The sequence below is a fragment of the Paraburkholderia tropica genome, from assembly GCF_914484835.1.
GTDB classification, from domain to species: Bacteria; Pseudomonadota; Gammaproteobacteria; order Burkholderiales; family Burkholderiaceae; genus Paraburkholderia; species Paraburkholderia tropica_A.
In genome coordinates this window covers 21,125-46,452 of sequence record NZ_CAJZAR010000060.1, presented here as the reverse complement: position 1 = coordinate 46,452, position 25,328 = coordinate 21,125, and the positions used below count along the sequence as shown (strand labels likewise).

Annotated in this window: 23 protein-coding genes; 14 read left to right on the top strand and 9 right to left on the bottom strand. The window is 67.4% G+C overall.

From position 1 onward, the window contains the following. The first annotated feature begins 168 nt into the window (after positions 1-168). Together LDO54_RS20515 and LDO54_RS20510 are read left to right on the top strand one after the other, a co-directional pair. A complete protein-coding gene (locus tag LDO54_RS20515) occupies positions 169-1,773 on the top strand; it encodes an ABC transporter substrate-binding protein (RefSeq protein ID WP_224012507.1) in 1,605 nt (534 codons plus the stop codon). Positions 1,774-2,131: 358 nt separating this feature from the next. Next, positions 2,132-2,431: a hypothetical protein gene (locus LDO54_RS20510; RefSeq protein WP_224012506.1), complete on the top strand. Its 300-nt coding sequence runs from the start codon at positions 2,132-2,134 to the stop codon at positions 2,429-2,431. Positions 2,432-2,572: 141 nt separating this feature from the next. On the opposite strand, the gene fabI is transcribed toward LDO54_RS20510, so the two are convergent. After that, positions 2,573-3,352 carry an enoyl-ACP reductase FabI gene (fabI, locus tag LDO54_RS20505; RefSeq protein WP_224012505.1) on the bottom strand — a complete coding sequence of 260 codons (780 nt, stop codon included), beginning with the start codon at positions 3,350-3,352 and terminating at the stop codon, positions 2,573-2,575. Positions 3,353-3,548: 196 nt separating this feature from the next. After that, positions 3,549-6,509 (bottom strand): DUF3141 domain-containing protein, encoded by a 2,961-nt coding sequence (locus LDO54_RS20500; protein ID WP_356790806.1) that lies wholly within the window; start codon positions 6,507-6,509, stop codon positions 3,549-3,551. 624 nt (positions 6,510-7,133) lie between these two features. Here LDO54_RS20500 and LDO54_RS20495 point away from each other — a divergent pair. Next, positions 7,134-8,075, top strand: a complete 942-nt coding sequence (locus tag LDO54_RS20495; RefSeq protein WP_253074409.1) for a bifunctional enoyl-CoA hydratase/phosphate acetyltransferase — start codon at positions 7,134-7,136, stop codon at positions 8,073-8,075. A 65-nt stretch (positions 8,076-8,140) separates the two neighbouring features. Then, on the top strand, positions 8,141-9,385 hold the full coding sequence (locus LDO54_RS20490; RefSeq protein WP_224012525.1) for an acetate/propionate family kinase: 1,245 nt from the start codon (positions 8,141-8,143) through the stop codon (positions 9,383-9,385). A gap of 103 nt (positions 9,386-9,488) precedes the next feature. On the opposite strand, the gene LDO54_RS20485 is transcribed toward LDO54_RS20490, so the two are convergent. Beyond that, positions 9,489-10,166, bottom strand: a complete 678-nt coding sequence (locus LDO54_RS20485; RefSeq protein ID WP_224012503.1) for an RBBP9/YdeN family alpha/beta hydrolase — start codon at positions 10,164-10,166, stop codon at positions 9,489-9,491. 322 nt (positions 10,167-10,488) lie between these two features. Here LDO54_RS20485 and LDO54_RS20480 point away from each other — a divergent pair, with 322 nt between their 5' ends. From LDO54_RS20480 to LDO54_RS20455, 6 genes are read left to right on the top strand one after another with little or no spacing between them, the layout of a single operon-like run. Further along, positions 10,489-11,439, top strand: a complete 951-nt coding sequence (locus tag LDO54_RS20480; protein ID WP_224012524.1) for a 2-hydroxyacid dehydrogenase — start codon at positions 10,489-10,491, stop codon at positions 11,437-11,439. A 34-nt stretch (positions 11,440-11,473) separates the two neighbouring features. Then, positions 11,474-12,406 (top strand): hydroxymethylglutaryl-CoA lyase, encoded by a 933-nt coding sequence (locus LDO54_RS20475; protein WP_224012502.1) that lies wholly within the window; start codon positions 11,474-11,476, stop codon positions 12,404-12,406. Between the two features lie 44 nt (positions 12,407-12,450). Beyond that, entirely contained in the window at positions 12,451-12,972 is a 522-nt protein-coding gene (locus tag LDO54_RS20470; protein ID WP_224012501.1) for a YbaK/EbsC family protein, read from the top strand. Then, positions 12,969-13,262: a DUF1289 domain-containing protein gene (locus LDO54_RS20465; protein WP_224012500.1), complete on the top strand. Its 294-nt coding sequence runs from the start codon at positions 12,969-12,971 to the stop codon at positions 13,260-13,262. Before LDO54_RS20470 ends, LDO54_RS20465 begins: the two co-directional genes overlap by 4 nt. Continuing rightward, the gene (locus tag LDO54_RS20460) at positions 13,259-13,720 is read left to right on the top strand and encodes a MaoC family dehydratase (protein ID WP_224012499.1); all 462 of its coding nucleotides are present in this window, start codon (positions 13,259-13,261) and stop codon (positions 13,718-13,720) included. Before LDO54_RS20465 ends, LDO54_RS20460 begins: the two co-directional genes overlap by 4 nt. Continuing rightward, positions 13,717-14,643, top strand: coding sequence for an MBL fold metallo-hydrolase (locus tag LDO54_RS20455; protein ID WP_224012498.1), 927 nt, complete (start codon positions 13,717-13,719; stop codon positions 14,641-14,643). Before LDO54_RS20460 ends, LDO54_RS20455 begins: the two co-directional genes overlap by 4 nt. Positions 14,644-14,910: 267 nt before the next feature. On the opposite strand, the gene LDO54_RS20450 is transcribed toward LDO54_RS20455, so the two are convergent. Together LDO54_RS20450 and LDO54_RS20445 are read right to left on the bottom strand one after the other, a co-directional pair. Beyond that, positions 14,911-16,269 (bottom strand): DUF445 domain-containing protein, encoded by a 1,359-nt coding sequence (locus tag LDO54_RS20450; protein WP_224012497.1) that lies wholly within the window; start codon positions 16,267-16,269, stop codon positions 14,911-14,913. Positions 16,270-16,394: 125 nt separating this feature from the next. Further along, positions 16,395-17,294, bottom strand: coding sequence for a DMT family transporter (locus LDO54_RS20445; RefSeq protein WP_224012496.1), 900 nt, complete (start codon positions 17,292-17,294; stop codon positions 16,395-16,397). 160 nt (positions 17,295-17,454) lie between these two features. Here LDO54_RS20445 and LDO54_RS20440 point away from each other — a divergent pair, with 160 nt between their 5' ends. Further along, positions 17,455-17,925: an Lrp/AsnC family transcriptional regulator gene (locus LDO54_RS20440; RefSeq protein ID WP_224012495.1), complete on the top strand. Its 471-nt coding sequence runs from the start codon at positions 17,455-17,457 to the stop codon at positions 17,923-17,925. 38 nt (positions 17,926-17,963) lie between these two features. On the opposite strand, the gene LDO54_RS20435 is transcribed toward LDO54_RS20440, so the two are convergent. Next, the gene (locus LDO54_RS20435; protein ID WP_224012494.1) at positions 17,964-18,863 is read right to left on the bottom strand and encodes an alpha/beta fold hydrolase; all 900 of its coding nucleotides are present in this window, start codon (positions 18,861-18,863) and stop codon (positions 17,964-17,966) included. Positions 18,864-19,062: 199 nt separating this feature from the next. On the opposite strand from LDO54_RS20435, the gene LDO54_RS20430 reads away from it, so the two are divergent. Continuing rightward, entirely contained in the window at positions 19,063-20,022 is a 960-nt protein-coding gene (locus LDO54_RS20430) for an NAD(P)H-dependent flavin oxidoreductase (RefSeq protein WP_224012493.1), read from the top strand. 58 nt (positions 20,023-20,080) lie between these two features. Here LDO54_RS20430 and LDO54_RS20425 read toward each other — a convergent pair whose 3' ends face one another. Both LDO54_RS20425 and LDO54_RS20420 read right to left on the bottom strand, forming a co-directional pair. Beyond that, positions 20,081-21,025 carry a LysR family transcriptional regulator gene (locus LDO54_RS20425; RefSeq protein ID WP_224012492.1) on the bottom strand — a complete coding sequence of 315 codons (945 nt, stop codon included), beginning with the start codon at positions 21,023-21,025 and terminating at the stop codon, positions 20,081-20,083. 195 nt (positions 21,026-21,220) lie between these two features. After that, a complete protein-coding gene (locus LDO54_RS20420) occupies positions 21,221-22,330 on the bottom strand; it encodes a porin (protein ID WP_224012491.1) in 1,110 nt (369 codons plus the stop codon). Here LDO54_RS20420 and LDO54_RS20415 point away from each other — a divergent pair. Continuing rightward, on the top strand, positions 22,329-22,664 hold the full coding sequence (locus LDO54_RS20415) for a hypothetical protein (RefSeq protein ID WP_224012490.1): 336 nt from the start codon (positions 22,329-22,331) through the stop codon (positions 22,662-22,664). The two genes, LDO54_RS20420 and LDO54_RS20415, sit on opposite strands and share 2 nt — an antisense overlap. Positions 22,665-23,019: 355 nt before the next feature. Here the strand turns inward: LDO54_RS20415 and LDO54_RS20410 are convergent, their stop codons facing one another. Continuing rightward, positions 23,020-23,619: a peptide-binding protein gene (locus LDO54_RS20410; RefSeq protein WP_224012489.1), complete on the bottom strand. Its 600-nt coding sequence runs from the start codon at positions 23,617-23,619 to the stop codon at positions 23,020-23,022. A 571-nt stretch (positions 23,620-24,190) separates the two neighbouring features. Here LDO54_RS20410 and LDO54_RS20405 point away from each other — a divergent pair. Beyond that, positions 24,191-25,231 (top strand): bile acid:sodium symporter family protein, encoded by a 1,041-nt coding sequence (locus LDO54_RS20405; protein WP_224012488.1) that lies wholly within the window; start codon positions 24,191-24,193, stop codon positions 25,229-25,231. The last annotated feature ends 97 nt before the right edge of the window (positions 25,232-25,328 follow it).

The following is a 25,328-nucleotide window of genomic DNA, read 5'->3' as shown; positions in this document are numbered from 1 at the left end:
GCCCGCCGATCGCGGGGGGGGCGATCACCCCCCCACTCGTGGGGGGGTGCGATCGGCCTGCCGATCGCGGGGGGGCTAACTGCGATAAGCTTCCCCGATCGGGCCCTCTCGCCACGCGGCAACCCGGCCCGCACACCAACGGCAAGACCCTGGCAAAACGGAGATTCCATGCGCTTCACCTCGCCCGCCCCCGTGCTCGCGGCCGCCCTGTGCGCGCTGGCCTGCGCGGCCACGCCCGCGCTCGCGAAACCGCTCACGGTCTGCACCGAGTCGAGCCCGGACGGCTTCGACGTCGTGCAGTTCAACTCGCTCGTGACGACCAACGCCTCCGCCGACGTGATCTTCAACTCGCTCGTCAATTACGACGAAGCGCAGAAGAAGGTCGTGCCCGCGCTCGCGCAGTCGTGGGACGTGAGCGCCGACGGCCTCACCTACACGTTCCATCTGCGCCCGAACGTGCAGTTCCAGACGACCGAATGGTTCAAGCCCACGCACACGCTGAACGCCGACGACGTCGTCTTCACCTTCGAGCGCATGCTCGACGCCAATAACGCATGGCACAAGGTGGCCGGCCCGAGCGGCTTCCCGCACGCGCAGTCGATGGGCCTGCCCAAGCTGATCAAGTCGGTCAACAAGGTCGATGCGAACACGGTCAAGTTCGAACTGAACGAGCCGAACGCCACCTTCCTCTCGATCCTCACGATGGGCTTCGCGTCCATCTACTCGTCCGAATACGCCGATCAGCTGCTCAAGGCGGGCAAGCCGCTCGACCTGAACGCGAAGCCGGTCGGCACCGGCCCGTTCCAGCTCAAGAGCTACACGAAGGACGCGGTGATCCGCTACGACCTGAATCCGTCCTACTGGGGGCCGAAGCCGAAGGTCGACCGCCTGATCTACGCGATCACGCCCGACGCCGCCGTGCGCGCGCAGAAGGTGAAGGCCGGCGAATGCCAGATCGCGCTCTCGCCCAAGCCGCAGGATGTCGCCGACGCGAAAAGCGACAAGGCGCTCAAGGTCGTGCAGACGCCCGCCTTCATGACGGCCTTCGTCGCGCTCAACACGCAGAAGAAGCCGCTCGACAATCCGAAGGTGCGTCAGGCGCTGAACATGGCGTTCGACCGCACGACGTATCTGAAGACGGTGTTCGACAACACGGCCACGCCCGCGACCAATCCGTGGCCGCCCATCACCTGGGGCTACGACAAGGCGATCCAGCCGTATCCGCACGACATCGCCAAGGCCAAGGCGCTGCTCGCCCAGGCGGGCGTGCCCAACGGCTTCTCGACGACGATCTGGGTGCGTCCGAACGGCAGCGTGCTCAATCCGAATCCGCGCGCGGGCGCCGAACTGCTGCAAGCCGATTTCGCGAAGATCGGCGTGAAGGCGGAGATCAAGGTGATCGAGTGGGGCGAGCTGATCAAGGAAGCCAAGCAGGGTCAGCACGACACGCTGTTCATGGGCTGGGCCGGCGACAACGGCGACCCGGACAATTACCTCTCGCCGCTCTTTAGCTGCAACGCCGTGCAGTCGGGCATCAACTTCGCGCGTTTCTGCGATCCGCAGCTCGACAAGCTGATCGCCGACGGCAAGGCGACCGCCGATCAGGCGAAGCGCACCAAGCTCTACGAGAGCGCGCAGAAGATCATCCACGATCAGGCGCTGTGGATTCCGCTCGGCTATCCGACCGCGGCGGCAATCACGCGCGCGAACGTGAACGGCTATCAGGTGAGCCCGTTCGGCCGCCAGAACTTCGGCGCGGTGACCGTGCAGTAAGCGGCGGCCAGGCCGCTCGAAGCATTCGAAACGCACGAACCGCGCGGCAAGCTGGCCGTGCGATGGAAAAAAGCCGGGGCAAGTCCCCGGCTTTTTTGCGTGCGCCTGCGCGCCGCCCACGTTACGAAGCGGTAAAGACGCAACAATTTGCGTGATCCGCACCTTCAAAAATCGCCTGGCAGGTTCCGCCCGATCACCCGCAAAGCCCGTCACCATTGGGCTTTGGCGAATGCGAGGTGCGGCTTGCGCCCTTTCATCGCGCTGTCAAAGCCGAGACGATTGTTGCAGGTTCGTAATTTTCGGCGGCGCGCGGCGGGCTAGATTGGAGTCGTCCATTCATCCAGCGAAGGAGACTCGAATGAACACGAAGACGAAGCTGATTGCCGCCCTGGGCGCCGGTGTCACGATCCTTGCCGTTTCGCAGACCGCCATGGCCGGCGTCTCGGTCGGCCTCGCCATCGGCGCACCCGTGCCCGTGTATGCCGCGCCCGCGCCGGTCTATGCAGCGCCGACCTATGTCGGCTGGCACGACGACCGCCGTTGGGACGATCGTCGCTGGGGCGATCGCCGTTGGGAAGATCATCGCTGGCACGATCGTCATTGGGGCAGCGACCGCCGTGGCGACTATGGCCGCGACGACGGCTATCGCCGCTGGTAATCCTGCCGCGTGAGCGCCGTCTCGCGTAGACGGCTCACGCAGATGACTCACGCACACGACTCACGCGCCGCAAACGACAACGCCTCGCAAATCGCGAGGCATTGTCGTATCCCAGGTGAGCGGCAAGCAAGCGCGTGAAGCTCACGCCATGATGTGCGCGCCGCCGTCGACATACACCGTGTTGCCGGTCAGCCGCCGCGCGTAACGCGTCGCGAGATACGCCGTGGCGTAGCCCACATCCATGATGTCGACGAGTTCGCCGAGCGGCGCGCGCTCGACCGCTTCGGCGAGCATGCGGTCGAAGTCGGGCAGCCCCGACGCCGCGCGCGTCTTGAGCGGTCCCGGCGACACCGCATGCACGCGGATGCCCAGCGGGCCGAGTTCGTACGCGAGATAGCGGCACGACGCTTCGAGCGCCGCCTTCACCGGCCCCATCAGGTTGTAGTTGGGCACGACGCGATTCGCGCCGTCGTAGCTCATGGCGAACAGCGTGCCGCCACGCGGCATCAGCGGCGCGGCACGTTTAGCCATCCTGATGAACGAATGGCACGACACATCCATCGCATACGCGAAACCTTGCGCCGACGAATCGAGCAGACCGCCTTGCAGATCGGCCTTCGGCGCATAGGCGATGGAATGCAGCGCGATGTCGAGCGAGCCCCACTGCTCGCGCACGGTCTCGAATACGGTGTCGAGTTGCGCGTCGTCCTCGACGTTGAGCGGCAGCAGCAGCGTCGCGCCGAGTTCCTGCGCGAGCGGTTCGACGTAGGGCTTCGCCTTGTCGTTGAGATAGGTGAGCGCAAGTTCGGCGCCGAGTTCGGCGAACGCGCGCGCGCAGCCCCACGCGATCGATTCGGCGTTCGCGACGCCCGTCACGAGCGCGCGCATGCCGGCGAGCGGCCGGTCGGGAAGTGGGTGCATGACGGACCTCGCTGGTGATGTCGCGGCGGATTTCACCGCAGGGTTCGGGGACGGCTCAGTGCGGAAATTCGTGGGTAAATTCGCGGATAAACGGGCGTGCAAACACGCCGATAAGCGCGGTGACAAACTCACGCGCGGCGCGCCTTCATGCACGCGCCGCGCGTCGTCGCGGATGATCTCGCGCTATCTATCGGCTTCACTCGCCCGCGGACCGTGCCGCGCGGCGGCGTCCCGCAGCCGGACGCGCCGTGCGCGTGGCAACGGGCGCGCTCGCGGGACGGGCGCGGCGCGCGGCGGTTTTGGCCGCCGTTTTCGCCGCGGGTTTGGCCGCCGCTTTCGCGGCGGTCTTCGTGGCGGTCTTGGCGGACGGCTTCGCCTCGGGCGCCTCGACGGCCTGCACCGCGGCTTCGACGGCCGCCTTCACTTTCGCGTTCGGCGCGCGGCGCGGTTTCGCGGCGGCGGGTTTGGCTTCGTCCTTCGGTACTTCGTGTGCTTCATGCGCCTCATGCACCTCGGCCGAAGCCTTCACCGGCGCGCCGCCCGTCGTCGACGTCGACGAGCCTGAACCACTGCTCACACCACCCGAGCCACCCGCGCCACCGCTCGCACTGCCGCCGCTCGGCGGCGGCGGCAGCGGCTCCTTCTCGCTGCCCGGCTCCAGCCCGAGCACGCGCTGCACTTCGGCGAAACGCTCCGCACGCTCGCCTTCGAGCGGACCCGACGCACTCGCGACCTGATACACCGCCGACATCAGCAGCCGACGCGCACGCGCCTCGGGCACGAGATCCGGCAGCGCGTCGATCGCGGCCTGCGCGTCGAGCTGCACGATCGCGCCCTGGCGGCGCGCGGCTTCCTTGAGTTCCGCGATGCTCGGCTGACGATCGCCGAAATACTCGCGCGCCAGATCGCGCATCTTCTGGAACGGCCGGTACTGCACCACGTGCATTTCGTCGGCGAGAAAGGCCATGATGCGCATGAACACGTCGAGCATCGTCGCCTTGTGCACGTGCGCGTGCGCCGCGCGCAGACGCATCTGCGCGAGCTCCTTGCGCAGCGCCGTGAGCGGCGGCGCGATCGGATCGAGCGGCAAGTTCGGCGCGACGCCCACCCATGCCTGCACCCACGGCGCGGTGTAGAGGCCGTAGAAGGTGCGTTCGGTCCACGTGTCGCGCGCGTCGCGATACGCATCCCACACGGCCTCGATGCTCGCCGACACCTGCTTTTCGAGCAGCGTGAACGGGTTGTCGCGATCCGCCGGCTTGCGATGCGCGCGCACCGCGTCGGCCACGGCGGGCAGCGCGCCGAACACCGGATTCGCATCGCTGAAGAAGCTGCGCTCCACACGCGACGGATGCGACTCGCGCAGCAGATGCGCGCTCAGCGCATTGCTCGACGCACGCACGGTCGGCGAGACGAACAGATCGTAAATACGCTGATTGCTCTCCGCGAGACGGCGCACGACCTCGAACGGCTGCTCGTCGTCGCGGCCATCGTCGAGCGCGAGAATATCGTCGATGGTGCGGCGCTCGAAGCGGATCTCGTAACGCCCTTCGAGCGCTTCGAGACGGCCCGCTTCCGGCGTCGAATCGGTGATGCGCGCCTCGTAGAGTCCGGGCGGCAGCACGTCGATCAGATCGAGCGCCGAAAATAGTTCGGTGTGCTCCTTATTCGCCACGCTGGCCGACACGAAGATGCCGAGGTGCCCCACCTTGTCGTGCAGGCAATAGACGATCACCTGCTCGTTCGCGACGATCTCGTCCACGCTCGCGTAGAGATCGGGAATCCAGTTCAGCGCCTGTTGCGGCGGCGTGATGTTGTCGCCCCACGAAGCGAGCACGATGATCGGCGTGCGGATGTTGCGCAGATCCACGGGCGCGCGCGCGTTCTTCGCGTAGACCTCGTTGCGCGTGAGGTGATTGCCGACGAACAGGTTCTGCACGATCCAGTCGATTTCCGCGCGGTTCAACTGGAAGTGGCCGCCCCACCAGCGCTCGAATTCGAGGAAGCGCTCGCGCTCCGTATCGACCTTCGCGTAGAGGTTGTAGAGCTTGCCCCAGAACGTGTTCGACGGATTGAGGTTCTCGAAGTTGGTGACGAGGTGCGCGCCGTCGAAGTGGCCGTCGCCGAGATCGGCGGCCAGCGAGGACATCCACGAGCCGCCGAGCATGCCGCCCGAATAGCGCATCGGATTCTTGCCGCGCACGCCGGCCCAGTACGAAAGCGGCGAGCCCGCGAGCATCAGCGGACCGACCAGCGAAGGCGCGGACGCGGCCAGCAGCGCGGCCGCCCAGCCGCCCTGGCAGTTGCCGATCACGAAGGGCTGGCCGTCGGCGTCGGCGTGCAGCTCGCGCACTTTCTGCAGGAACACGGCCTCGGCCTTGCCGACCGATTCGATCGTCTGCGTGTCGGTCGGCACCGGGAAGAACGTCACGAAGTAGCACGGATGGCCCTTGCGCAGCGCGATGCCCACTTCGCTGTCCATCTTGAAGCCCGCGATGCCGGGGCCGTGGCCCGCGCGCGGATCGATCACGACGAACGGCCGCATGCGCGGATCGGTTTCCACGCCTTCTTCCGGCTTGATGCGCAGGAGTGCGTAGTTGCAGGGATCGTCGAGTTCGCGGCCGTCGACGATCACGTCGTAGTCGAACGCGAGCACCGGCGGCATGCCGGCTTTCTCGTGCATGTAGGTCTGGTTGCCGCGCTCGCGCAGCACGTCGAGGAACAGCACGCTGCGCTGCCAGGCGTCGAACAGGTAGTCGTAGAGCGGCTGGATCGCGGCGGGCGCGGCGGCGGGCAGAGCCGGCATCGCGGGCATCGGCGCAATGGCTGAAGCCGCCGATCCCGCCGAAGCAGCGCTCACGGCTTGCGCGGCCTGTTGCGCCTGTGCGAACAGCGGGTTCTGCGCGGGATCGAAGGCCGCGCCGAACGCCGGCCCGAAGGCGGACTTCAGCGCCGTCTGCGCGGCTTCAGCCGATTCGGCGAAGGCATTGGCGAGCGGCGTGAACAGCGGCGAAATTGACGAGAGCGAAGGAAACGGTGAAGGCAGCGAGGTCAGCGGCGAAGACAGCGGCCAGAGCGGCCAGAAGGCGTTGGGCGCGGCATCTTGCGGCGCGCCGGTATCGGACGAGAGTGCAGGCGAGAGGGCGGGAACTGCCACGACACGAATCTCCTTTAAGGGGGAGCGCGGGGCGTCTCGCGCAGGCCGCGCGAGCGGTCCTGGGAGGCGGCGCGCGTCCGGCGCCGGGCCGGCGAAGCACAGGCGCTACGGATCGGCTGACGGCGCAAGGCATGAACTGGCGCACGCGCGGCGCGAACCCGGCAGGCGGCAAAACCGCCGGGCGAGCGCGGCCGCCGTGCCGTGCTGCAATGCAGTATCCCAATCTAGGCAGCACCCGGACGAAAGTCAAGGCGTGCCGGATCGGGTCGTCCTCCCATCATCGCGGCGCGCCGTGAATGCGGCGTGACAATCGGGCCGATCGGACGTGCGCGGGGCGTGCGTGCGCGCACTGCGGCAATCGGTATCGGCACTGTTTTTCGCGGCTCGCGGCGCCTTGGTGGACGCCGATGTGCGGCGATGCGCGACGAATCGGCGCGCGCGCGGCAGGGCGGCGCCCGTGCGCCGGGCGCGCACTTTTCGACCGGCCCCGCGCACGCTGGACTACACTGTTAGCGCTTTGCGCGCCGCAACATACGCATGCCGCATCGACGCTGCGCGCGCCTTTTCGGCATCCGGTTTTCCCGTGTGGTTTCAGTCAACGTAGCGCCCTTCGAAGAGACGGACATGACTGCATCGCCCGACAAGTACTCGGTTCTGCTGGCCCGCTGCGCCGGCCTGCCGCCCGTGCCCACCGCCGTCGCGCATCCGTGCGATGTGTCGTCGCTGACGGGCGCGCTCGACGCCGCCAACCTCGGTCTCATCTCGCCGATCCTCGTCGGCCCCGAGGAGAAGATCCGCTCGGTCGCGCAGGAGGCCAATCTCTCGCTCGACAACGTCGTGATCGTCGACGCGCCGCACAGCCACGCCGCCGCCGAGCGCGCCGTGCACGCGGTGCGCGCGGGCGAGGCCGAACTGCTCATGAAGGGCAGCCTGCACACCGACGAACTGCTGCACGAAGTGGCTTCGGGCGCGAACGGCCTGCGCACCGAGCGCCGCCTTTCGCACGTGTTCGCGATGGACGTGCCCACGTATCACAAGCCGCTTTTCATCACCGACGCCGCCGTCAACATCTTCCCCAAGCTCGCCGACAAGGCCGACATCGTGCGCAACGCGATCGACCTCGTGCAGGCGCTCGGCATCGGCACGCCGAAGGTGGCGATCCTCGCCGCCGTGGAAACCGTCTCCGACAAGATGCCCTCGACGATCGACGCCGCCGCGCTCTGCAAGATGGCCGACCGCGGGCAGATCGCGGGCGGCCTGCTCGACGGCCCGCTCGCCTTCGACAACGCGATCAGCGCCGAAGCCGCGCGCATCAAGGGCATCACGTCGCCGGTCGCGGGCGACCCCGACATCCTGCTCGTGCCCGACCTCGAAGCGGGCAACATGCTCGCCAAGCAGCTCACCTTTCTCGCGGGCGCGGAAGCGGCGGGCATCGTGCTCGGCGCGCGCGTGCCCATCATCCTCACGAGCCGCGCCGACACCGTGCGCTCGCGTATCGGCAGTTGCGCGATCGCGGTGCTGCTCGCGCACGCGCGGCGCGCGCGCATGACGGCGGAGGCACTGTGACCGCTCACCTCACTTCCGCCCAGCTTGGCGAACAGCACGCGGGCCAGCACCCTGCCGAAGGGCAAATCGTGCTGGTGGTGAACGCGGGCTCGTCGAGCATCAAGTGTTCGGTGTATCGCGTGATCGACGATCCGCGCGCCGAAAGCGGCGCGCGCGCGATTCACGGCGCGGGCGGCCAGATCGAAGGCATCGGCGTGGCGCCGCGCGTGGTCGCGCATATGGCCGACGGCCGCCTGATCGTCGACGAAAAATTTCCGGTCGCGCAGGTCGCCGACCACGACGCCGCGTTCCGCCTGCTGCGCCTCGTGCTTGCCGTGGGCCTGCGCGACACGCCGCCTGCCGCGATCGGCCATCGCGTTGTGCACGGCGGCGCGCACTTCAAGGACGCCGTCCTCATCGACGATCAGGTGATCGAGGAGCTCGACGCGCTCACGCCGCTCGCGCCGCTGCATCAGCCGCACAATCTCGCGGCGATACGCGCGGTGCGCGTCGCCGCGCCCGAGCTGCCGCAGGTGGCGTGCTTCGACACGGCCTTTCACGCGGGCAACGACATCATGGCGCAGCTCTTTGCGCTGCCGTTCCACTACTACGAGGAAGGCATCCGCCGCTACGGCTTTCACGGGCTCTCGTACGAGTACATCGCGCATCATCTGCACGCGGTTGCGCCGGATATCGCGCGCGGACGCGTGATCGTCGCGCATCTGGGCAACGGTGCGAGCCTGTGCGCGATGAAGGACGGCAAGAGCGTGGAAACGACGATGGGCCTCACCGCGCTCGACGGCCTGCCGATGGGCACGCGCTGCGGCGCGCTCGACGCGGGCGCCGTGCTCTGGATGATGGCGCACGGCATGGATTACGCGGCGATCGAGAAGCTGCTGTATCAGGAGTCGGGGCTCAAGGGGCTGTCGGGCATCAGCAGCGACATGCGCGAACTGCTCGCGAGCGACAGCCAGCAGGCGAAGCTCGCGGTCGACTTCTACACGTACCGGATCGCGCAGGAAGTGGGCAAGCTCGCCGTAGTGCTCGGCGGGCTCGATGCGCTGGTGTTCACGGCGGGTATCGGCGAGCATGCGGCGCCCGTGCGCGCGCAGGTGTGCGAGCGGCTCGCGTCGATGTTCGGCATCGCGCTCGATACCGCGGCGAACGACGCGGGCAAGGAGCGCGTGACCGCGAGCGGCAGCCGCGTGCCGGTGTTCGCGATTCCCACCGATGAAGAAGGCATGATCGCGCTGCACACGGCGCGGCTGCTGCGCGAGGCGCATTTACACGCGCAGCCCGATGCGGGCGCGGCGGCGCGGCTCGGGCAGTGAGTGTGATGGTGAGTGTCAAGGCGGGGCGCGCGCATCGCTCGATGCGTTAATCGCGCCCGCCGCCTTCGGTCAATCCCTTCAGGCATTTCCTCAGGCAATCTTTTCAGGCAAACGCCTGCGCGCCTGGCAAGCCCGGCCATTCCTGCGCCGTGCGCCGATCCTCGCGCTTCTCCTCGCGACTCACTTCAGGCAGCCCGTCGGCGGGCGCTTCATCGTCGCGCAGACGCTTCGGCGCCTCGCAATGCACGAGCGTATCGATGAAATACTTCGCGCGCGGCCACGGACCGAAGCCCGCCGCTGTGTTGATATGCCCCGCATCGCCGAGATTCACGAACGCGCTGCCCAGTTGCTGCGCGAGCTGGCGCGCGCCGGTCAGCGGCATCCACAGATCGGTTTCGCTGCCGATCAGAATCGACGGCACGGTGAGGCGCCGCGCCTCGAACGGCCCGGCGAAACGAAACTTCTCCGGGCTCGCGGGCGCGACGAACAGCACGCCAGCCACGTCCGCGCCGAGCGTCCCCTGCAGCAGCGCGTGCGCGGTCACGAGGCAGCCGAAGCTGTGCGCCGCGAGCAGAAATGGCCCGCGCTCGCGCGCGAGACGTTCGCGCAGCGCCTCGCTCCAGACGGCCAGATCGGGGGCGTCCCAGTCGGCCTGCTCCACGCGCAGCGAGTGCGCGAACTGGCGTTCGAGCCAGGTCTGCCAGTGCGCGCCGTCGCTGCCGTGCAAACCGGGCACGGTGACGAGTCGCGGCGGCCAGCGGGATTGAGCGCACGAAAGCATGATTTTTTCCTCGCATCGAGAGGTCGAGCAAGGATTGTGATCCGCGACCCGCGCGCGCCGAACCAATTTTTTTTGCTTTGCTTTTTCGCCGACGCCCGTCAGGATGCCGCGTCGCCGCCCGCGCCGAGAAAGCCGGGCCAGCTCCGGCTCGAAAAAGTAGAATGGAGCGAATGCTGACTCAATCTGGCGATGGCCGTTGCAGAAACGGCGGCCGCCGTCTTCCGTCACCGAATTCCGTCGCGGGCCGTGGCCGCTGCCGTTCCCGCTCCTGCCGCCCGCCGCCGGACTTCGTCACACAACGCGCAGCACGCTCGAAAGCACGATGAAGATTCTGTTCTGGCTCCCGCAATCCGACGCTTCCGCCTGGCTCCAGGGCCTGTCCCGCGCGCTGCCCGCCGCGGAACTGCGTGCCTGGCAACCGGGCGATACCGCCCCCGCCGACTACGCCGTGGTCTGGCACCCGCCGCGCGAGCTGTTCGCCGCGCGCCCCGGCCTGAAGGCCGTGTTCAACCTGGGCGCGGGCGTCGATGCGATCCTCGCGCTCGAACGCGAGCATCCCGGCACGCTGCCGAAAGACGCGCTGCTCGTGCGCCTCGAAGACTCGGGCATGGCGCCGCAAATGGCCGAATACGTGCAGCACGCGGTGCTGCGCTATCTGCGCCGTTTCGACGACTACACGCAGCAGCAGACGCGCGGCGAATGGCACGTGCTCGCGCCGCATCCGCGCGAAACCTTCACCGTGGGCGTGCTCGGGCTCGGCGTGCTGGGCGCGCAGGTCGCGCACGCGGTGGCCGCGCTCGGCGTGCCGGTGCGCGGTTTCTCGCGCAGCGCAAAACACCTCGACGGCATCGAGACCTTCTCGGGCGAGCTGCACGGCCCGCAGTTCGACGCCTTCCTCGACGACGTGAAGCTGCTCGTCAACCTGCTGCCCGCCACGCCCGACACCGAGAACGTGCTGAACGCGCGCACCTTCGGCAAGCTCGCGCGCGGCGCGTATGTCGTGAACGTCGCGCGCGGCACGCATCTGAACGAACAGGACCTGCTCGATTCGCTGACGAACGGCACGCTGGCCGCGGCCACGCTCGACGTGTTCCGCACCGAGCCGCTGCCGCACGATCATCCGTTCTGGCAGGAGCCGCGCATCACGATCACGCCGCATAGCTCGGCGCTGACCTTGCGCGACGAAGCGATCTCGCAGATCGCCGACAAGATCGAGGCGCTCGCGCGCGGCGAAACCGTGAGCGGCGTCGTGCACGCGGCGCGCGGCTACTAAGCATCGCCGAACCCACAAAAAACCGGAGACACCCATGCCCACTCACGCCCTGCCGCAAGCCGTCAAGATCGTCGAAGTCGGACCGCGCGACGGTTTGCAGAACGAAAAGGAATTCGTGCCCACGGCGGTCAAGATCGAACTGATCGACCGCCTCGCGCAAGCGGGTTTCGCGAACATCGAGGCGGCCTCGTTCGTCTCGCCGAAATGGGTGCCGCAGATGGCCGACGGCGCGCAGGTGATGGACGGCATCGCGCGCCGCGCGGGCACGATCTATTCGGTGCTCACGCCCAACCTGCGCGGCTTCGAAGGCGCACTCGCGGCCCGCGCCGACGAGATCGTGATCTTCGGCGCCGCGAGCGAGGCGTTCTCGCAGAAGAACATCAACTGCTCGATCGCCGAGAGCATCGAGCGTTTCGCGCCCGTCGTCGAAGCGGCGAAAGCGAACGGCGTGCGCATTCGCGGCAGCGTGTCGTGCGCGCTCGGCTGCCCGTATCAGGGCGAGGTGCCGGTCGCTTCCGTGGTCGACGTCGTGGAGCGCTTCGCGGCGCTCGGCTGCGACGAGATCGATATCGCCGACACCATCGGCGTGGGCACCGCGAAGCGCGTGCACGAAGTGTTCGAAGCCGTCACGAAAGTGTTCCCGCGTGAGCGCCTTTCGGGCCACTTCCACGACACCTACGGCCAGGCGCTCGCCAACATCTACGCCGCGCTCGAAGAAGGCATCGCGATCTTCCACGCGTCGGTCGCGGGCCTTGGCGGCTGCCCGTATGCGAAGGGCGCGACCGGCAACGTCGCGACCGAAGACGTGCTGTATCTGATGAACGGCCTCGGCATCCGCACCGGCATCGACCTCGACCAGGTGGTCGCCGCCGGCGACTTCATCTCGACGGCCATCGGCCGCCCGAACGTCTCGCGCGCGGGCAAGGCGCTGCTCGCGAAACGGCAGAACGCCGCCGCGTGCGCGTGACAGCCCACCCCACTGCGCAACCCTGCAACGAAGGATCTCAGGACATGACGGAAACGCTCATCAACTCCGCGAAAGACGGCATCGACGCCTTGCCCGACTCGGCGCAACGCGTCGCGCTGCTGCTGCGCGATCACGGCCACGCCAAGCCGGTCGTGCTGCTGCCCGAAACCGGCAAGACCTCGGCCGAAGCGGCCGCGGGCCTCGGCTGCGAAGTCGCGCAGATCGCCAAGTCGATCCTGTTCCGCCGCCGCTCCGACGACGCGCCCGTGCTCGTGATTGCGAGCGGCGCGAATCGCGTCGACGAAAAGAAAGTCGAGGCGCACGTCGGCGCAATCGGCCGCGCGGATGCGAAGTTCGTGCGCGAGAAAACCGGCTATGCGATTGGCGGCGTCTGCCCGATCGGCCACGCGACCAAGCCCATCACGCTGATCGACGCCGACCTGTTCACGCTCGACAGCCTGTGGGCCGCGGCCGGGCATCCGCATGCGGTGTTCAATCTGTCGCCGCAGGAACTCGCGGCGATGACCGGCGCGCCCGTGGTCGACGTCGCGCTGCGCGACGCATGAGCGGCGCCGCGTTCAACTCCGCATCGGCGATGGGCACGCCCTCGCCCTGCATCAGCGTGTGCCGCATGCACGAGCCGAGCGGCCTGTGCGAAGGCTGCCTGCGCACCATCGACGAGATCGCGCTGTGGTCCACGTTCGACGACGCCGCGAAGCGCGCCGTCTGGGACGCGATCGAAACGCGTCACGCGAACTGGATCGCGGAGCGCTTCAGCGCCAATCGCACGAGCGATAACAGCGACGATAACAGCGGTGAAAGCAGCGGCAACATCGACGGCAAGGACGCGCCATGACCGCGCCCGCCCGCATCGTGCAGATCGGCGAAACGTTTCGCTCGACGCTCGCGCTCTCGCCCGACTCTGTGAAATCGTTCGCCACGCTCGTGAACGATCTGAACCCGCTGCATCACGACGACGAGTACGCCGCGCAAAGCCGCTTCGGCGGCCTGATCGCCTCGGGCACGCAGCCCACCGCGCATTTCATGGCGCTGCTCGCGACGCATTATTCGCAGCACGCGCAGCCGCTCGGGCTCGAATTCGACATGAAGCTCAAGCGCGCCGCGCACGCGCACGACGTCATCACCTTCGAATGGCGCGTGGTCGACGCGCACTGGAAGGCGAGCCTGAACGGCGATCTCGTGAAGCTCGACGGCACGGCCACGAATCAGCGCGGCGAGACGCTCGTGATCGGCCGCGCGACGATTCTCGTGATGCCGAAGCCTGACGCACGCACCGCGACGTCCGCGCCATGAAGCTGCCCGATTCGATCCGCGTATTCGAGCGCGGCTGGCTCTCGTCGAACAACGTGCTGCTCGTCGATGAAGCGCGCGCGGCGCTCGTCGATACCGGTTACGCCACGCACGCCGCGCAGACCGTCGCGCTCGTGCAGCACGCGCTCGCGGGCCGCGCGCTCGACGTGATCGTCAACACGCATCTGCATTCGGATCATTGCGGCGGCAACGCGCAATTGCAGGCGCAGGCGCAATGGCGCTGCGAGACGCTGATACCCGTCGCCAGCGCCGATGCCGTGCGCACGTGGGACGAAGCCCGCCTCACCTTCGACGCCACCGCGCAGACCTGCGAGCGCTTCAGCTTCACCGGCACGCTCGCGGCGGGCGAGCAGATCGCGCTCGGCGGTTTCGACTGGCAGGTGATCGGCGCGCCGGGCCACGATCCCGACTCGCTGATGCTGTACGCGCCCGAGCCGCGCGTGCTGATCAGCGCCGACGCGCTCTGGGAAAACGGCTTCGGCGTGATCTTTCCCGAACTCGACGGCGGCAGCGGATTTTCCGAGCAGCAAGCCGTGCTCGACGCCATCGCGCAACTCGATATCGCCGTGGTGATTCCGGGCCACGGCGCGCCGTTCGCCGACGCGCGCGCCGCGCTCGAGCGCGCGCATTCGCGTCTCGCATGGCTGCGTGCCGATCCGGCGCGCAACGCGAAAAATGCGCTCAAGGTGCTGATCGTGTTCAAGCTGCTCGAAGTGCGCAGCCTGAGTTACGGCGCGCTTGAGGCGATGGTGGCGAACGCGTCGATCATTCGCGCGGCGGCGCAGCAACTCGCGCCCGAAAGCGCCTGGCCCGCCCTGCTGCGCGAGCTGACCGGCGAGCTGGCAAAGAGCGGCGCGCTGGTGCTGCGCGAGGACGGCATCGAGGCGCCCGCCGGCGCGGTCTGAGCCGCGCCAAAAAAAACGCTCGTCCTTTTTCGGGGACGAGCGTGAGTATCGTGCTCTGACGTGATCAAACTGTCGAGCCGATCATACTCGCGCGAGAATACGCGCAGCATCAGTGATTTCCCTAAAAACGGGGCAGCAGCGAAATGCCCTGTCAAAGCCCGCATCGCTCATGCGCAATCGCGCATTTATGCAGGTGAAATCGGCGAAATTCACGGCGCGTAATTTAGTTCGCTATCCGAATCGAATAATCAGATCGTCCAGCGCCGCTCAAAGACCGATATGCACGCGCAACCAGTCGAACAGATGCGAGCACAGATATAAGCCGAGCCCGATCGTGCCGCCGATCACCGTGCCGTTCACGCGAATCTCCTGGAGATCCTTGCCGATTTTCAGTTCGATCAGGCGCGCGGTTTCGGCCGTGTCCCAGTTGCGCACCGTGTCGCGGATGTGATGCGTCAGATAGCGCGCGAAATCCGGCGCCATCGCGCGCGCGGCGTCTTCGAGATGACTGTTCAGCGAGGCGCGCAGATCGGCGTCGGCGGCCAGCGCCTCGCCGAGCCAGCGCCCCGTCGCGGCCACCTTCGCGTGCAGCGTGGAGTCCTCGCGTTCGAGATCGTCGCGCAGCCACGCGCGCAGGCTGTCCCACAACTCGCGCGTGTAGTCGTTGAGCGCGCTGCCTTCGCGCAGACTCGTCTTCAGTTCCTCGCCCTTGCGCAGAAACGCCGGATCGTTTTTCAATTGCACGATCAGGCGCTGCACGATCTCGTCGAACTTCACGCGCAGATGATGTTCGCGGTCCTCGCTCACTTGCAGCAACAAGCGGTTCACCGCGCTTTCGAGCACGCGCGCGCCGCTCTCGCCGATCCATTCCGAGGGCAGGAATTTCTCGGTCTTCGGAAACTCGCCCTTGAGCCCGTCGACGATGCGCGTCGCCACGAAGGCGCGCGTGCTGTCCTCGCTCAGCAACTGGCCGAGCTGATCGAGCATCTGGTCGAGCAGTTCCTGATGACGGCCGTCCTTCGTGAGCGTGTCGAGCAGCGCGCCCGCCGACTTCGAGAGATCGACCTTGTCGAGCGCGGCGTGCAGGCCGTCGCGGATGAAGCTCTGGATGCGCGCGTCGTCAGTGAGGCCGAGCAGGCCCGACATGAGCCGCACCGCGTAATCGCCGAGATGGCGCGCGTTCTCGGGCGCGCGCAGCCACGTCGACAGACGCTCGACCGGATCGTGGCGGCGGATTAGCCCGACGAGCGAACTCACGTCGAGAAACTTCTCCTGCACGAAGGTGGCGAGTTCGTCGGCGATGCGGTCCTTGTTGCGTGGAATCACGCCCGTGCGCCGCGCGATGAACGGAATCGGCACGCGCCGGAACAGCGCGACCACGGCGAACCAGTCGGCCAGCGCGCCCACCATCGCGGCCTCGCTCACGGCCTTGATGCCGTCGATCACCACGCCCGGCGGCGACAGCGCCGTGACGACGAACACCAGCGCCGCGCCCAGCAGCAGCGCGAGCGCGCGGCGCTTGGCGCGGCGCAGGTCGCGTTCGTCCTGGCTGAGTTCGGCGCGGGCGGTGCGCGTGTCGCGACGCGTGTCGGGGATCGGATCGGGCGATGAGGAAGGCGTGGTCATGCGGCTGACGCGTGGAGCGGCGTGGGGCGGTTGAAACCGCGCCATTATGCGGCCAGCGTGGGAACGCCCGCCTCCACCGCGCCACGTTCGCTTGATCTCGCCTCGATCGAATTTGGCGTGCCGCGTTACGCGCCTTGCGCCTTGCTGCGCGCCGGCACGATCCGCCAGCCGAGATTGACGCCCGCCGCCGCGAGCAGGATCAGCGCCGCGCCCGCGACCTGAATCCACGCGAGCCGCTGACCGAACGCGAACCAGTCGACCAGAATCGCCACCACCGGATAGATGAACGAGAGCGCGCCCGTCATCGCCGTCGGCAGCTTCTGGATCGCGCCGTAGAGCAGCACGTACATGATGCCCGTGTGCACGATGCCGAGCGTGACGATCTGCGCCCAGTGCACGGGCGTCGCGGGCAGCGTGCCGTAGTGGATGAAAGGCGCGAGCGCGAACGCGCCGAACGCGAGCTGCACGAGCGCGATCAGATGCGGCGGCGTGCCCTTCAGATGCCGCGTGATGATCGACGAGATCGCGTAGAGCAAGGCCGCGCCCGCCGCGCAGGCCACACCCACGAGGTACTGGCCCGGCACCGCGAGCACGGCGGGCGGCACCTCGACCACGCCCACCAGGCCGACGAAGGCCAGCGCGAGCCACACCACCGTCGACGCGCTCACGCGTTCGCGCAGCACCAGCACGCCGAGCCCGACCAGCATGAACGGCTGGGTGTTGTAGACGGCGGTCGCCATCGAAATCGACGCGCGCGAATAAGCGGCGAATAGCAGCACCCAGTTCGCGACGATGGCCGCGCCGCCCGCCATCGCGAGCGCCAGCGTGCGCCACGGCAGCCGCTGCCGGAACAGCCCGAGCGCCGCGCAGACGAGCGCGAGCGTCGCGCCGCCGAGCACGCAGCGCATGAACGCGACGTTGATCGGCGCCTGCTGCGAATCGACGACAAGCCAGCCGATGGTGCCGGACATCAGCATCGCGACGATCATCTCGCCCGCGCCGCGGCGGATTTCGGGAGTGGCCATGTGTGCGTGTTCCTCGTTCGTGGAATGCGTCTGTTTATGCCTGAAAGTCTACACAGGCCGCCGCGCAGGATACAGAGCTAAACTAAGGCGCAAACGCCCGCCTGCCTTCGAAATGAAGGCGCGAGACGCAAACGAGCCGGGAATCTGGAGGAACCGCATCATGAACAAGCGACCGAACCCGCAACCCGCCGCCGCACTCGACGAGATCGACCGCGCGCTGCTGGCCGCGCTCGTGGAGGACGCGCGCGCGAGCGTGAGCGAACTGGCGCGCCTCGTCGGGCTGTCGGCGCCCAGCACCTCGGAGCGCTTGCGGCGGCTCGAAGCGCAGGGCGTGATCGGCGGCTATACGGTGCGCATCGACCCGCGCGCGCTCGGCTACACGCTGCAGGCCGTCGTGCGCGTGAAGCCGCTGCCGGGGCAACTGCATCTGGTGGAGGACGTGATCCGCCGCATCCCCGAATTCATCGAATGCGACAAGGTCACCGGCGACGACTGCTTCATCGCGCGCATCTGGCTGCATTCCATCGAGCAGCTCGACGAGATCCTCAACAAGGTCACCGAGCGCGCGGAAACCAGCACGGCCATCGTCAAGTCGACGCCCGTGCCGCGCCGCCTGCCGCCGCTCGGATAACCGCCGCGCGCTTCAATCCTGGCGTTTCAATCCTGTCTTCAGTCCTGGCGCTCGGTCGCTTCGAAGAACGACAGGATCTCGGCGGTCAATTCCACGCTCGCTTCCTCGGGAATGTAGTGGCCGCAGTCCAGCGCGCGGCCGCTCACGTCGCGCGCCACCTTGCGCCATTCGGCGAGCGGATCGAAGCACTGCTCGATCACGCCGTGCTCGCCCCACAGCACGCGCAGCGGACAGCCCACCTTGTGGCCGCGCTCGATATCGGCGCGGTCGTGTTCGAGGTCGATGGTCGCGGAAGCGCGATAGTCCTCGCACATCGCATGCACGGCGCCGGGCTGGCGCAGCGCCGCGCGGTATGCGCCGAGCGCCTTGGGCGCGAACGGCGCGAGGCCCGCGTGGCGGCTGCCCATCACGCGCTCGATATAGGCGTCGGGATCGGCGCCGATCAGCGCTTCGGGCAGCGGCTCGGGCTGGATCAGCAGGAACCAGTGGAAGTAGAGCGTGGCGAATTCGCGGTTGGTCTGCTCGTACATGGCGAGCGTGGGCGCGATGTCGAGCAGCATCAGGCGCTCGACGGCGTCCGCGTGGTCGAGCGCCATGCGGTGCGCGACGCGCGCGCCGCGATCGTGCGCGCAGACGAGAAAGCGCTCGAAGCCGAAGTGGCGCATGACCGCGACCTGATCGGCGGCCATCGTGCGCTTCGAGTAGGCGGCGTGCGTGGCGTCGCTCGGCGGCTTCGACGAGGCGCCGTAACCGCGCAGATCGGTGGCGATCACGGTGAAGTGCTTCGCCAGATCCTCCGCGCAGCGATGCCAGATCATGTGCGTCTGCGGATGGCCGTGCAGGAGCAGCAGCGGCGGTCCGTCTCCGCCCTTGATGCCCGCGATCTCGACGCCGCTCGCGGTGGGAACGGTGAAGGGCGTGAATCCATCGAACGGCATGGCTTGTCTCCCGGATGTGCTTGTTGGTCTGTGCGACATTGTAGGAGTGGCACGCGGCAGGCAGCGGCGCTTTCGGGCCCGAAAAGCTAGAAACCGAACACTCCCTCCAGTCGATGCGGCGGCGCGCACGGCATACGCGGCAACACGCGCACCTATAATCGAACGACCGTTTTATTCAGCGATGTAAGGAGATCCCGTCATGGCATTGCCCGCCGTCCTGCAGAACCTGTCCTTGCCCGTCGTCGCCTCGCCGATGTTCATCGTGAGCTATCCCGAGCTTGTGCTCGCGCAGTGCAAGGCGGGCATCGTCGGCTCGTTCCCGGCGCTCAACGCGCGCCCCGCCGAGCTGCTCGACGAATGGCTCACGCAGATCGAGGAGCAGCTCGCCGCGCACAAGGCCGCGAACCCCGACGCCGTCATCGGCCCGATCGCCGTGAACCAGATCGTCCATCAGTCGAACGCGCGGCTCGAACACGATATCCGCGTCTGCGTGGACCATCGGGTGCCGATCTTCATCACGAGCCTGCGCGCGCCGCCCAGGGAACTGCTCGACGCGGTGCACAGCTACGGCGGCATCGTGCTGCACGACGTCATCAATCTGCGCCATGCGGGCAAGGCGCTCGAAGCGGGCGTCGACGGGCTGATTCTCGTCGCGGCGGGCGCGGGCGGCCACGCGGGCACGACTTCGCCGTTCGCGCTGGTGGGCGAAGTGCGGCGCATCTTCGACGGCCCGATCGTGCTCTCGGGCGCGATCGCCAACGGCGGCTCGATCCTCGCCGCGCAGGCCATGGGCGCGGATCTCGCCTATATGGGCACGCGCTTCATCGCGACCCAGGAGGCGCACGCGGTCGAGCAGTACAAGCACGCGATCCTCGAAGCCAAGGCCGCCGATATCGTCTACACGAACCTGTTCACGGGCGTGCACGGCAACTACATCCGCGAAAGCATCGTGAACGCCGGGCTCGATCCGGACGCGCTGCCGGAATCGGACAAGACGAAGATGAGCTTCGACAGCGGTGCGGCGAAAGCGTGGAAGGACATCTGGGGCGCGGGCCAGGGCGTCGGCCTGATGGACGACGTGCCGTCGGTGGCGCAACTGGTCGAGCGGCTGAAGCAGGAATACGGCGAGGCGAAGGCGCGGCTGGGGATCGGACGGTAAGGCTTGGCGCGGCGGCGCCCGTCCGATCGCACGCCGCGCGCTCCAACCTCTCGCGCGGCTACACGGTCTTGCGCAAGGCCGCCGCGCGGATCTCCTCCACGCCCGGCCAGAGCGCGCGCGAGCCGAAGCGCGCGGCGAGGAAATCGACGAACGAACGCACCTTCGCCGACAGATGGCGACGGCTCGCGTAGACGGCATAAATCGGCAGCTCGCGCGGCGGCAGCGCGTCGACGAGCAGCGGCACGAGTCGGCCCTCGGCGATATCGTCGCCGATCACCTCGGTGCCGAGCATCGACAGCCCGCCGCCCTGCAACACCACCACGCGCAGCGCCTCCAGGTGATTGACGATCAGGTTGCCGCTCGGCTTCGGGCGCGCGCCCGCCTCCGAGAACGGCGCGAGTTCGGCCGCCGAGGCGCCCGCGTAATGCACGAACTTGTGTTTCGAGAGATCGGCGACCGTCTTCGGCACGCCGTGGCGGCGCAGATACTCGGGCGAGGCGCACAGCACGATATGCGCGGTGGCGAGCGGCCGCGCGATCAGCGACGACGATTTCAGGCCCGAGGGCGAAGCGCGGATCGCCACATCGAAGCCCTCGTCGATCAATTCGACGACGCGGTCCGACAGCGTGATATCGACGGTCACCTGCGGGAAATCGGCGGCGTAGTCGGCGACCGCGCCCATCACGTGACGCAGCCCGAACGCCGTCAGCGACGACACGCGCAGCCGCCCCTGCGGCACCACGCTCGCGGCGCCGACGGCCTGACCGGCTTCGTCGAGTTCGGTGAGCGCCTGGGCCACGCGCTCGTAATACTCGCGCCCGGCCTCGGTGGGCGCGACGCGGCGCGTGGTGCGGTTCAACAGGCGCGCGCCGAGCTGCTGTTCGAGATGCATCACATGCTTGCTCGCCATCGCCGCCGACATGCTCATGCGCTCGGCCGCCGCCACGAAGCTCCCCGCCTCGACCACCTGCCGGAACACTTTCATGCTGACGAGGGTATCCATCGCGTCTTTCTTCCCGCAAAAATCAGGTTAATCAGGAAACAATCGGCGATATTGTGCGCGCTTTATCAAATCCTGGTAGCCAAACTCCCAGGCCCGCGCCCTCTGCCGCCGTTGCGCGCGCAATAAAAAAACCCCGCGCTGCGAACAGCGCGGGGTCGGTCCCGGCAGGCGGAAAGGCGTAGTGACGCCGCGCGCTTAGAACTTCGCGCGCAGGCCCACGCCGTAGGTCATGCCCGACGACATGTTGTCGTAGTGGTCGTACATATAGGCCGCGTAGACGTCGGTGCGCTTCGAGAGCGGATAGTCGTAGCCGACCGCCGCCGTGTTGTGCGTCTGGTTCAGGCCGCCGCTGTCGCGCGAGTACGCGTACGACGCCATCACCGTGCCCGGGCCGGCCGGCACCGAAACGCCGCCCTGCGCCGTGTTCACGTGCCAGCTGCTGATGTCGCTGTTGTTGTTCGTGTACATGTACTGGCCGAAGAACTTCACGTACTTGAGGTCGTACGACAGGCCGACCTGCGCGACGCCCTGGCTGCGCAGACCGACGATGGTCGTCTCGCCGCTCACGATGCTGCCGATGTCGCCCGGCGTGCTGTTGAAGTTCACGTACTGGTAGACCGCCGTGGCCGCGAACGGGCCGTGGAAGTACAGCGCCTGGGCGCTCCACTTCTTCTTGCCGTTGTCGCCGGCCTGGTTGCCGAGCGCGTACATGACCGAGCCCGAGAGGCCGTTGAAGTTCGGCGTCGAGTACTGCACCGCGTTGTTCCAGCCCGAATCGCCGACCACGCCCTGGTCGGTCGTGTAGGTCGGGAACGTCGAGAGGCCGAGGTAGACGTGGTACACCATCGGCGAGAAGGTGTACGAGTCGATGAACGGGTTGAACAGGATCGTCGAGACGAACAGCTGCGTCGTCAGGCGGCCCGCCGTGAACGTACCGTACGGCGATTCGAGGCCGACGTAGGCGTTACGCGCGAAGAAGGTGTCGCCGGAGAAGCGGCCGTCCTGGCCGTTCTGCGCGCGGAAGAAGCTTTCGAGGGCGAAGATCGCCTTGTAGCCGCCACCGAGGTCTTCGGCGCCTTTCAGGCCCCAGTACGACGTCGACATACCGCCGCCGCCGACGTTCCACGCCGTCTGGCTGCCGGGGAAGCGCGTGGCGCCGACCCATTCGTCGACCTGGCCGTAAAGCTGGACGCTCGATTGCGCGAACGCCGACGACGATGCGCCGGCGAGAACGGCGGCGATGGCGCACGCCTTGAGGGACGTGCGCAAAGGCGTGCGCAGCGCGTGGCTGACGGCTGTATTCATGAGTTCTCCTGTCCTTGTCAAAAAAATGAAACTGGCGGCGATGGCGCTCGCGCAAACCGTTGGTTTTCTAGTCGTTCGCAGACGTGGCCGTTCTGGGCGGATCCATCTTTGCGGACCATTTTTATGGACAAAAATATCGGTTGTTATCGCCGGTATATCGGCCCGATTAGTTTGTCGCCCGCGAAACCTGCCTGGTCTGTTTTCGTCGCATCATTCGCTGCGTTGCAACATCCGCGTCGCCGGAGGCCTCGCCTTGATCGGCGGGGCTTTGACCCGGTTTTCACGCGCGCCGGCGCTTCCGATGACGCGCCGCCGTAGCGAAGGCGAGATTTGATGACGAAAGGGTTCCGTATGACGAGTGATTTCCTAAAAAGTGTGGTATCCACGCGTCAGTTTGGGATGAGAGCCGGGCAAGCGGCCTGTGGAAGCGCTTTCGCGGCTTTCGCGCGGCGCGGAACGCACGCGATCGGACAGGTCGGAAGTAAGCGGGAAGAAAACAGGAAGCGCGCCGAAAGCGCGTTTGAAAGACGAACGGAAGTGAGCCGGACGGCGTACGGACGGGGAAAAATCGGGGAGCGATGGAAAGAATCAGCGAGAAATGGAACGCGGTCTGAGGAGGACCGGTCGCTCCGCTGATGCTCGGGGGTGGGGGTGGTGGGGGTGGCGCGAGGGCTGTTAGTTGCGTGGCTTCAGTTTCGATACGGCGACGACATCGGCGGACGCGGCACGTCACCGCCGCCGCGCGTATACGGTCGGAAACCGCCGCCGCGCTCCTCGTTATAGCGCGCGACGTCTTCGCGGATCGAACCGGCACGCACCGGCGAGTCCGCGGGCGGATGCGGCACCTGACGCGTTTCCGCGCTCACGGGCTGGATCGGGCCGTGATAGCCGCCGCCCGTGGCGAAACCGTTGCCATAAGGATTGCTGTAGGGATTGCCGCCGTAGCCGCGCTCACCGCCGCTGTCGCGACGCCCGGCCTGACGGCCGCCGCCGCGCTCGCGCCAGCCGCCCTGATCGGCCACGCGTATCGACGCGGCGCCGCCGTGCGGGGCATAGCGCATGCCGGGCATGCCGGACATGCCTCGCATCCCCTGCATGCCGCCGTAGCCGCGCGGCGCTTCGCGCACGACGGGCGCGCGCTCAAAGCCGCCACCGCCGCCGCCGCCATGGAAACCGGGTTGTGCATGGGCGAGCGCGACGAGGGCCGTTAAAACGGCCCCCACGATCCACTGCCCCATCCGTAACAACCCTGCACGCATTGTGTCGATCACCTGCCCGACTTTCAGCATGGCGTCCAGCCACTCGGGCCATGGCGGGCCAATTCCGGGAAACGCGGCGCGTAACGATTGCCGTCACAACAGTCGCCTGACGTTCCTTGACGGTAATTTATGGGCGCCCGGTAGGGGTGTCGAGCCAAAAAATGTTATGCCCGCGGAAGGGTTGTAACACCATGTTACTGCTTGATTTTTCGGCATTCCTGCGCACTGTGCGCAGGTTCGGTTCATGCTTGCAGAAGGCCGCCCGGCGGGGCTTTGCGCTCGCGCGGGGTGGATCGTTCGGCGTGCTTCGCGACCCCGTTTTTGCCTGAGGAATCCGTCGGCTTGCGAGCCCGTTGTCGCCCCTCGGCGACACCCGGGACAACATCAGACAAACCCAGGCAAAACCCGGTGCAAACGTCAGACCACAGCGCGAAATCACGCCTGAAATCCGACACTTCATGCGCACTGCTCATTAATCAATTCTTCAAATGAATTTGCATTTTCAATGGCCTTGCGCCGACAATAGCGTTTCCGATGATCCGTTGTGCGCCCATCGAACCGCGCACAGCGAGGCGCTGCTGCGCGCACCCGAGATTGTGTAATGGCTCGTCCGAAATTCCTGCCCGACAACTTCACGCTCTGCCTCGTCGGCACCGTGATCCTCGCCAGCCTGCTGCCCGTGCATGGCGCGGCCACCGTGCCGTTCAACTGGCTCACCAACGTCGCCGTCGGGCTGCTGTTCTTCCTGCACGGCGCGAAGCTCTCGCGCGAAGCGATCGTCGCGGGCGCCACGCACTGGCGCCTGCACCTCGTCGTGCTCGCGAGCACCTTCGTGCTGTTCCCGGTGCTCGGCCTCGCGCTCAAGCCGCTGCTTTCGCCGCTCGTCACGCCCGCGCTCTATATGGGCGTGCTGTTCCTCTGCACGCTGCCCTCCACCGTGCAGTCGTCGATTGCGTTCACCTCGATCGCGCGCGGCAACGTGCCGGCGGCCGTGTGCAGCGCGTCGGCGTCGAGCCTGATCGGCATCTTCGTCACGCCCGCGCTGGTGAGCCTCGTCGTCACGAATCAGACGGCCGGCGGCACCTCGGCGTGGCACACGGTCTGGAACATCGTGCTGCAGCTGCTCGTGCCGTTCGTCGCGGGCCAGCTGCTGCGTCCCGTGATCGGGCGCTGGATCGAGCGCAATCGCGGCGTGCTCAAGTTCGTCGATCAGGGCTCGATCCTGCTGGTGGTGTTCGGCGCGTTCTCCGAAGCGATCAACGAAGGGCTCTGGCATCACACGCCGCTCGCCGCGCTCGGCGGCCTCGTCGTGGTGAACGCCGTGCTGCTCGCGCTCGCGCTCGGCATCACGATGTTCACGAGCAGGAAGCTCGGCTTCTCGCGCGCGGACCAGATCACCATCATCTTCTGCGGCTCGAAGAAGAGTCTCGCGGCGGGCGTGCCGATGGCGAAGGTGATCTTCGCGTCGAACGCGGTGGGCGCGGTCGTGCTGCCGCTGATGCTGTTCCACCAGATCCAGCTGATGGTGTGCGCGGCGCTGGCCCAGCGCTGGGGCGCGCGCGACATGAGCGCCGAACGCGCAGCCGATGCCGGCGACGAATCGCGCGCCAGCGGCGAACGCACGGCGACGGCGCGCCGGTAATCCCCTCGATGGCGGTGCGGCGGACCGGTTCCGCCGCGCGCCTGGCTGCATCCTCCTTCCCCTCGCTGCGCGGTTCATCACGCAGCCACACCCCGCC

Bases quoted from the DNA above. Each gene is read 5' to 3' on its own strand.
- LDO54_RS20515 (WP_224012507.1), top strand. From the start codon at position 169: ATGCGCTTCACCTCGCCCGCCCCCGTGCTCGCGGCCGCCCTGTGCGCG.
- LDO54_RS20510 (WP_224012506.1), top strand. From the start codon at position 2,132: ATGAACACGAAGACGAAGCTGATTGCCGCCCTGGGCGCCGGTGTCACG.
- fabI (WP_224012505.1), bottom strand. From the start codon at position 3,352: ATGCACCCACTTCCCGACCGGCCGCTCGCCGGCATGCGCGCGCTCGTG.
- LDO54_RS20495 (WP_253074409.1), top strand. From the start codon at position 7,134: ATGACTGCATCGCCCGACAAGTACTCGGTTCTGCTGGCCCGCTGCGCC.
- LDO54_RS20485 (WP_224012503.1), bottom strand. From the start codon at position 10,166: ATGCTTTCGTGCGCTCAATCCCGCTGGCCGCCGCGACTCGTCACCGTG.
- LDO54_RS20480 (WP_224012524.1), top strand. From the start codon at position 10,489: ATGAAGATTCTGTTCTGGCTCCCGCAATCCGACGCTTCCGCCTGGCTC.
- LDO54_RS20475 (WP_224012502.1), top strand. From the start codon at position 11,474: ATGCCCACTCACGCCCTGCCGCAAGCCGTCAAGATCGTCGAAGTCGGA.
- LDO54_RS20470 (WP_224012501.1), top strand. From the start codon at position 12,451: ATGACGGAAACGCTCATCAACTCCGCGAAAGACGGCATCGACGCCTTG.
- LDO54_RS20465 (WP_224012500.1), top strand. From the start codon at position 12,969: ATGAGCGGCGCCGCGTTCAACTCCGCATCGGCGATGGGCACGCCCTCG.
- LDO54_RS20460 (WP_224012499.1), top strand. From the start codon at position 13,259: ATGACCGCGCCCGCCCGCATCGTGCAGATCGGCGAAACGTTTCGCTCG.
- LDO54_RS20455 (WP_224012498.1), top strand. From the start codon at position 13,717: ATGAAGCTGCCCGATTCGATCCGCGTATTCGAGCGCGGCTGGCTCTCG.
- LDO54_RS20450 (WP_224012497.1), bottom strand. From the start codon at position 16,269: ATGACCACGCCTTCCTCATCGCCCGATCCGATCCCCGACACGCGTCGC.
- LDO54_RS20445 (WP_224012496.1), bottom strand. From the start codon at position 17,294: ATGGCCACTCCCGAAATCCGCCGCGGCGCGGGCGAGATGATCGTCGCG.
- LDO54_RS20440 (WP_224012495.1), top strand. From the start codon at position 17,455: ATGAACAAGCGACCGAACCCGCAACCCGCCGCCGCACTCGACGAGATC.
- LDO54_RS20435 (WP_224012494.1), bottom strand. From the start codon at position 18,863: ATGCCGTTCGATGGATTCACGCCCTTCACCGTTCCCACCGCGAGCGGC.
- LDO54_RS20430 (WP_224012493.1), top strand. From the start codon at position 19,063: ATGGCATTGCCCGCCGTCCTGCAGAACCTGTCCTTGCCCGTCGTCGCC.
- LDO54_RS20425 (WP_224012492.1), bottom strand. From the start codon at position 21,025: ATGGATACCCTCGTCAGCATGAAAGTGTTCCGGCAGGTGGTCGAGGCG.
- LDO54_RS20415 (WP_224012490.1), top strand. From the start codon at position 22,329: ATGAGTTCTCCTGTCCTTGTCAAAAAAATGAAACTGGCGGCGATGGCG.
- LDO54_RS20420 (WP_224012491.1), bottom strand. From the start codon at position 22,330: ATGAATACAGCCGTCAGCCACGCGCTGCGCACGCCTTTGCGCACGTCC.
- LDO54_RS20410 (WP_224012489.1), bottom strand. From the start codon at position 23,619: ATGCTGAAAGTCGGGCAGGTGATCGACACAATGCGTGCAGGGTTGTTA.
- LDO54_RS20405 (WP_224012488.1), top strand. From the start codon at position 24,191: ATGGCTCGTCCGAAATTCCTGCCCGACAACTTCACGCTCTGCCTCGTC.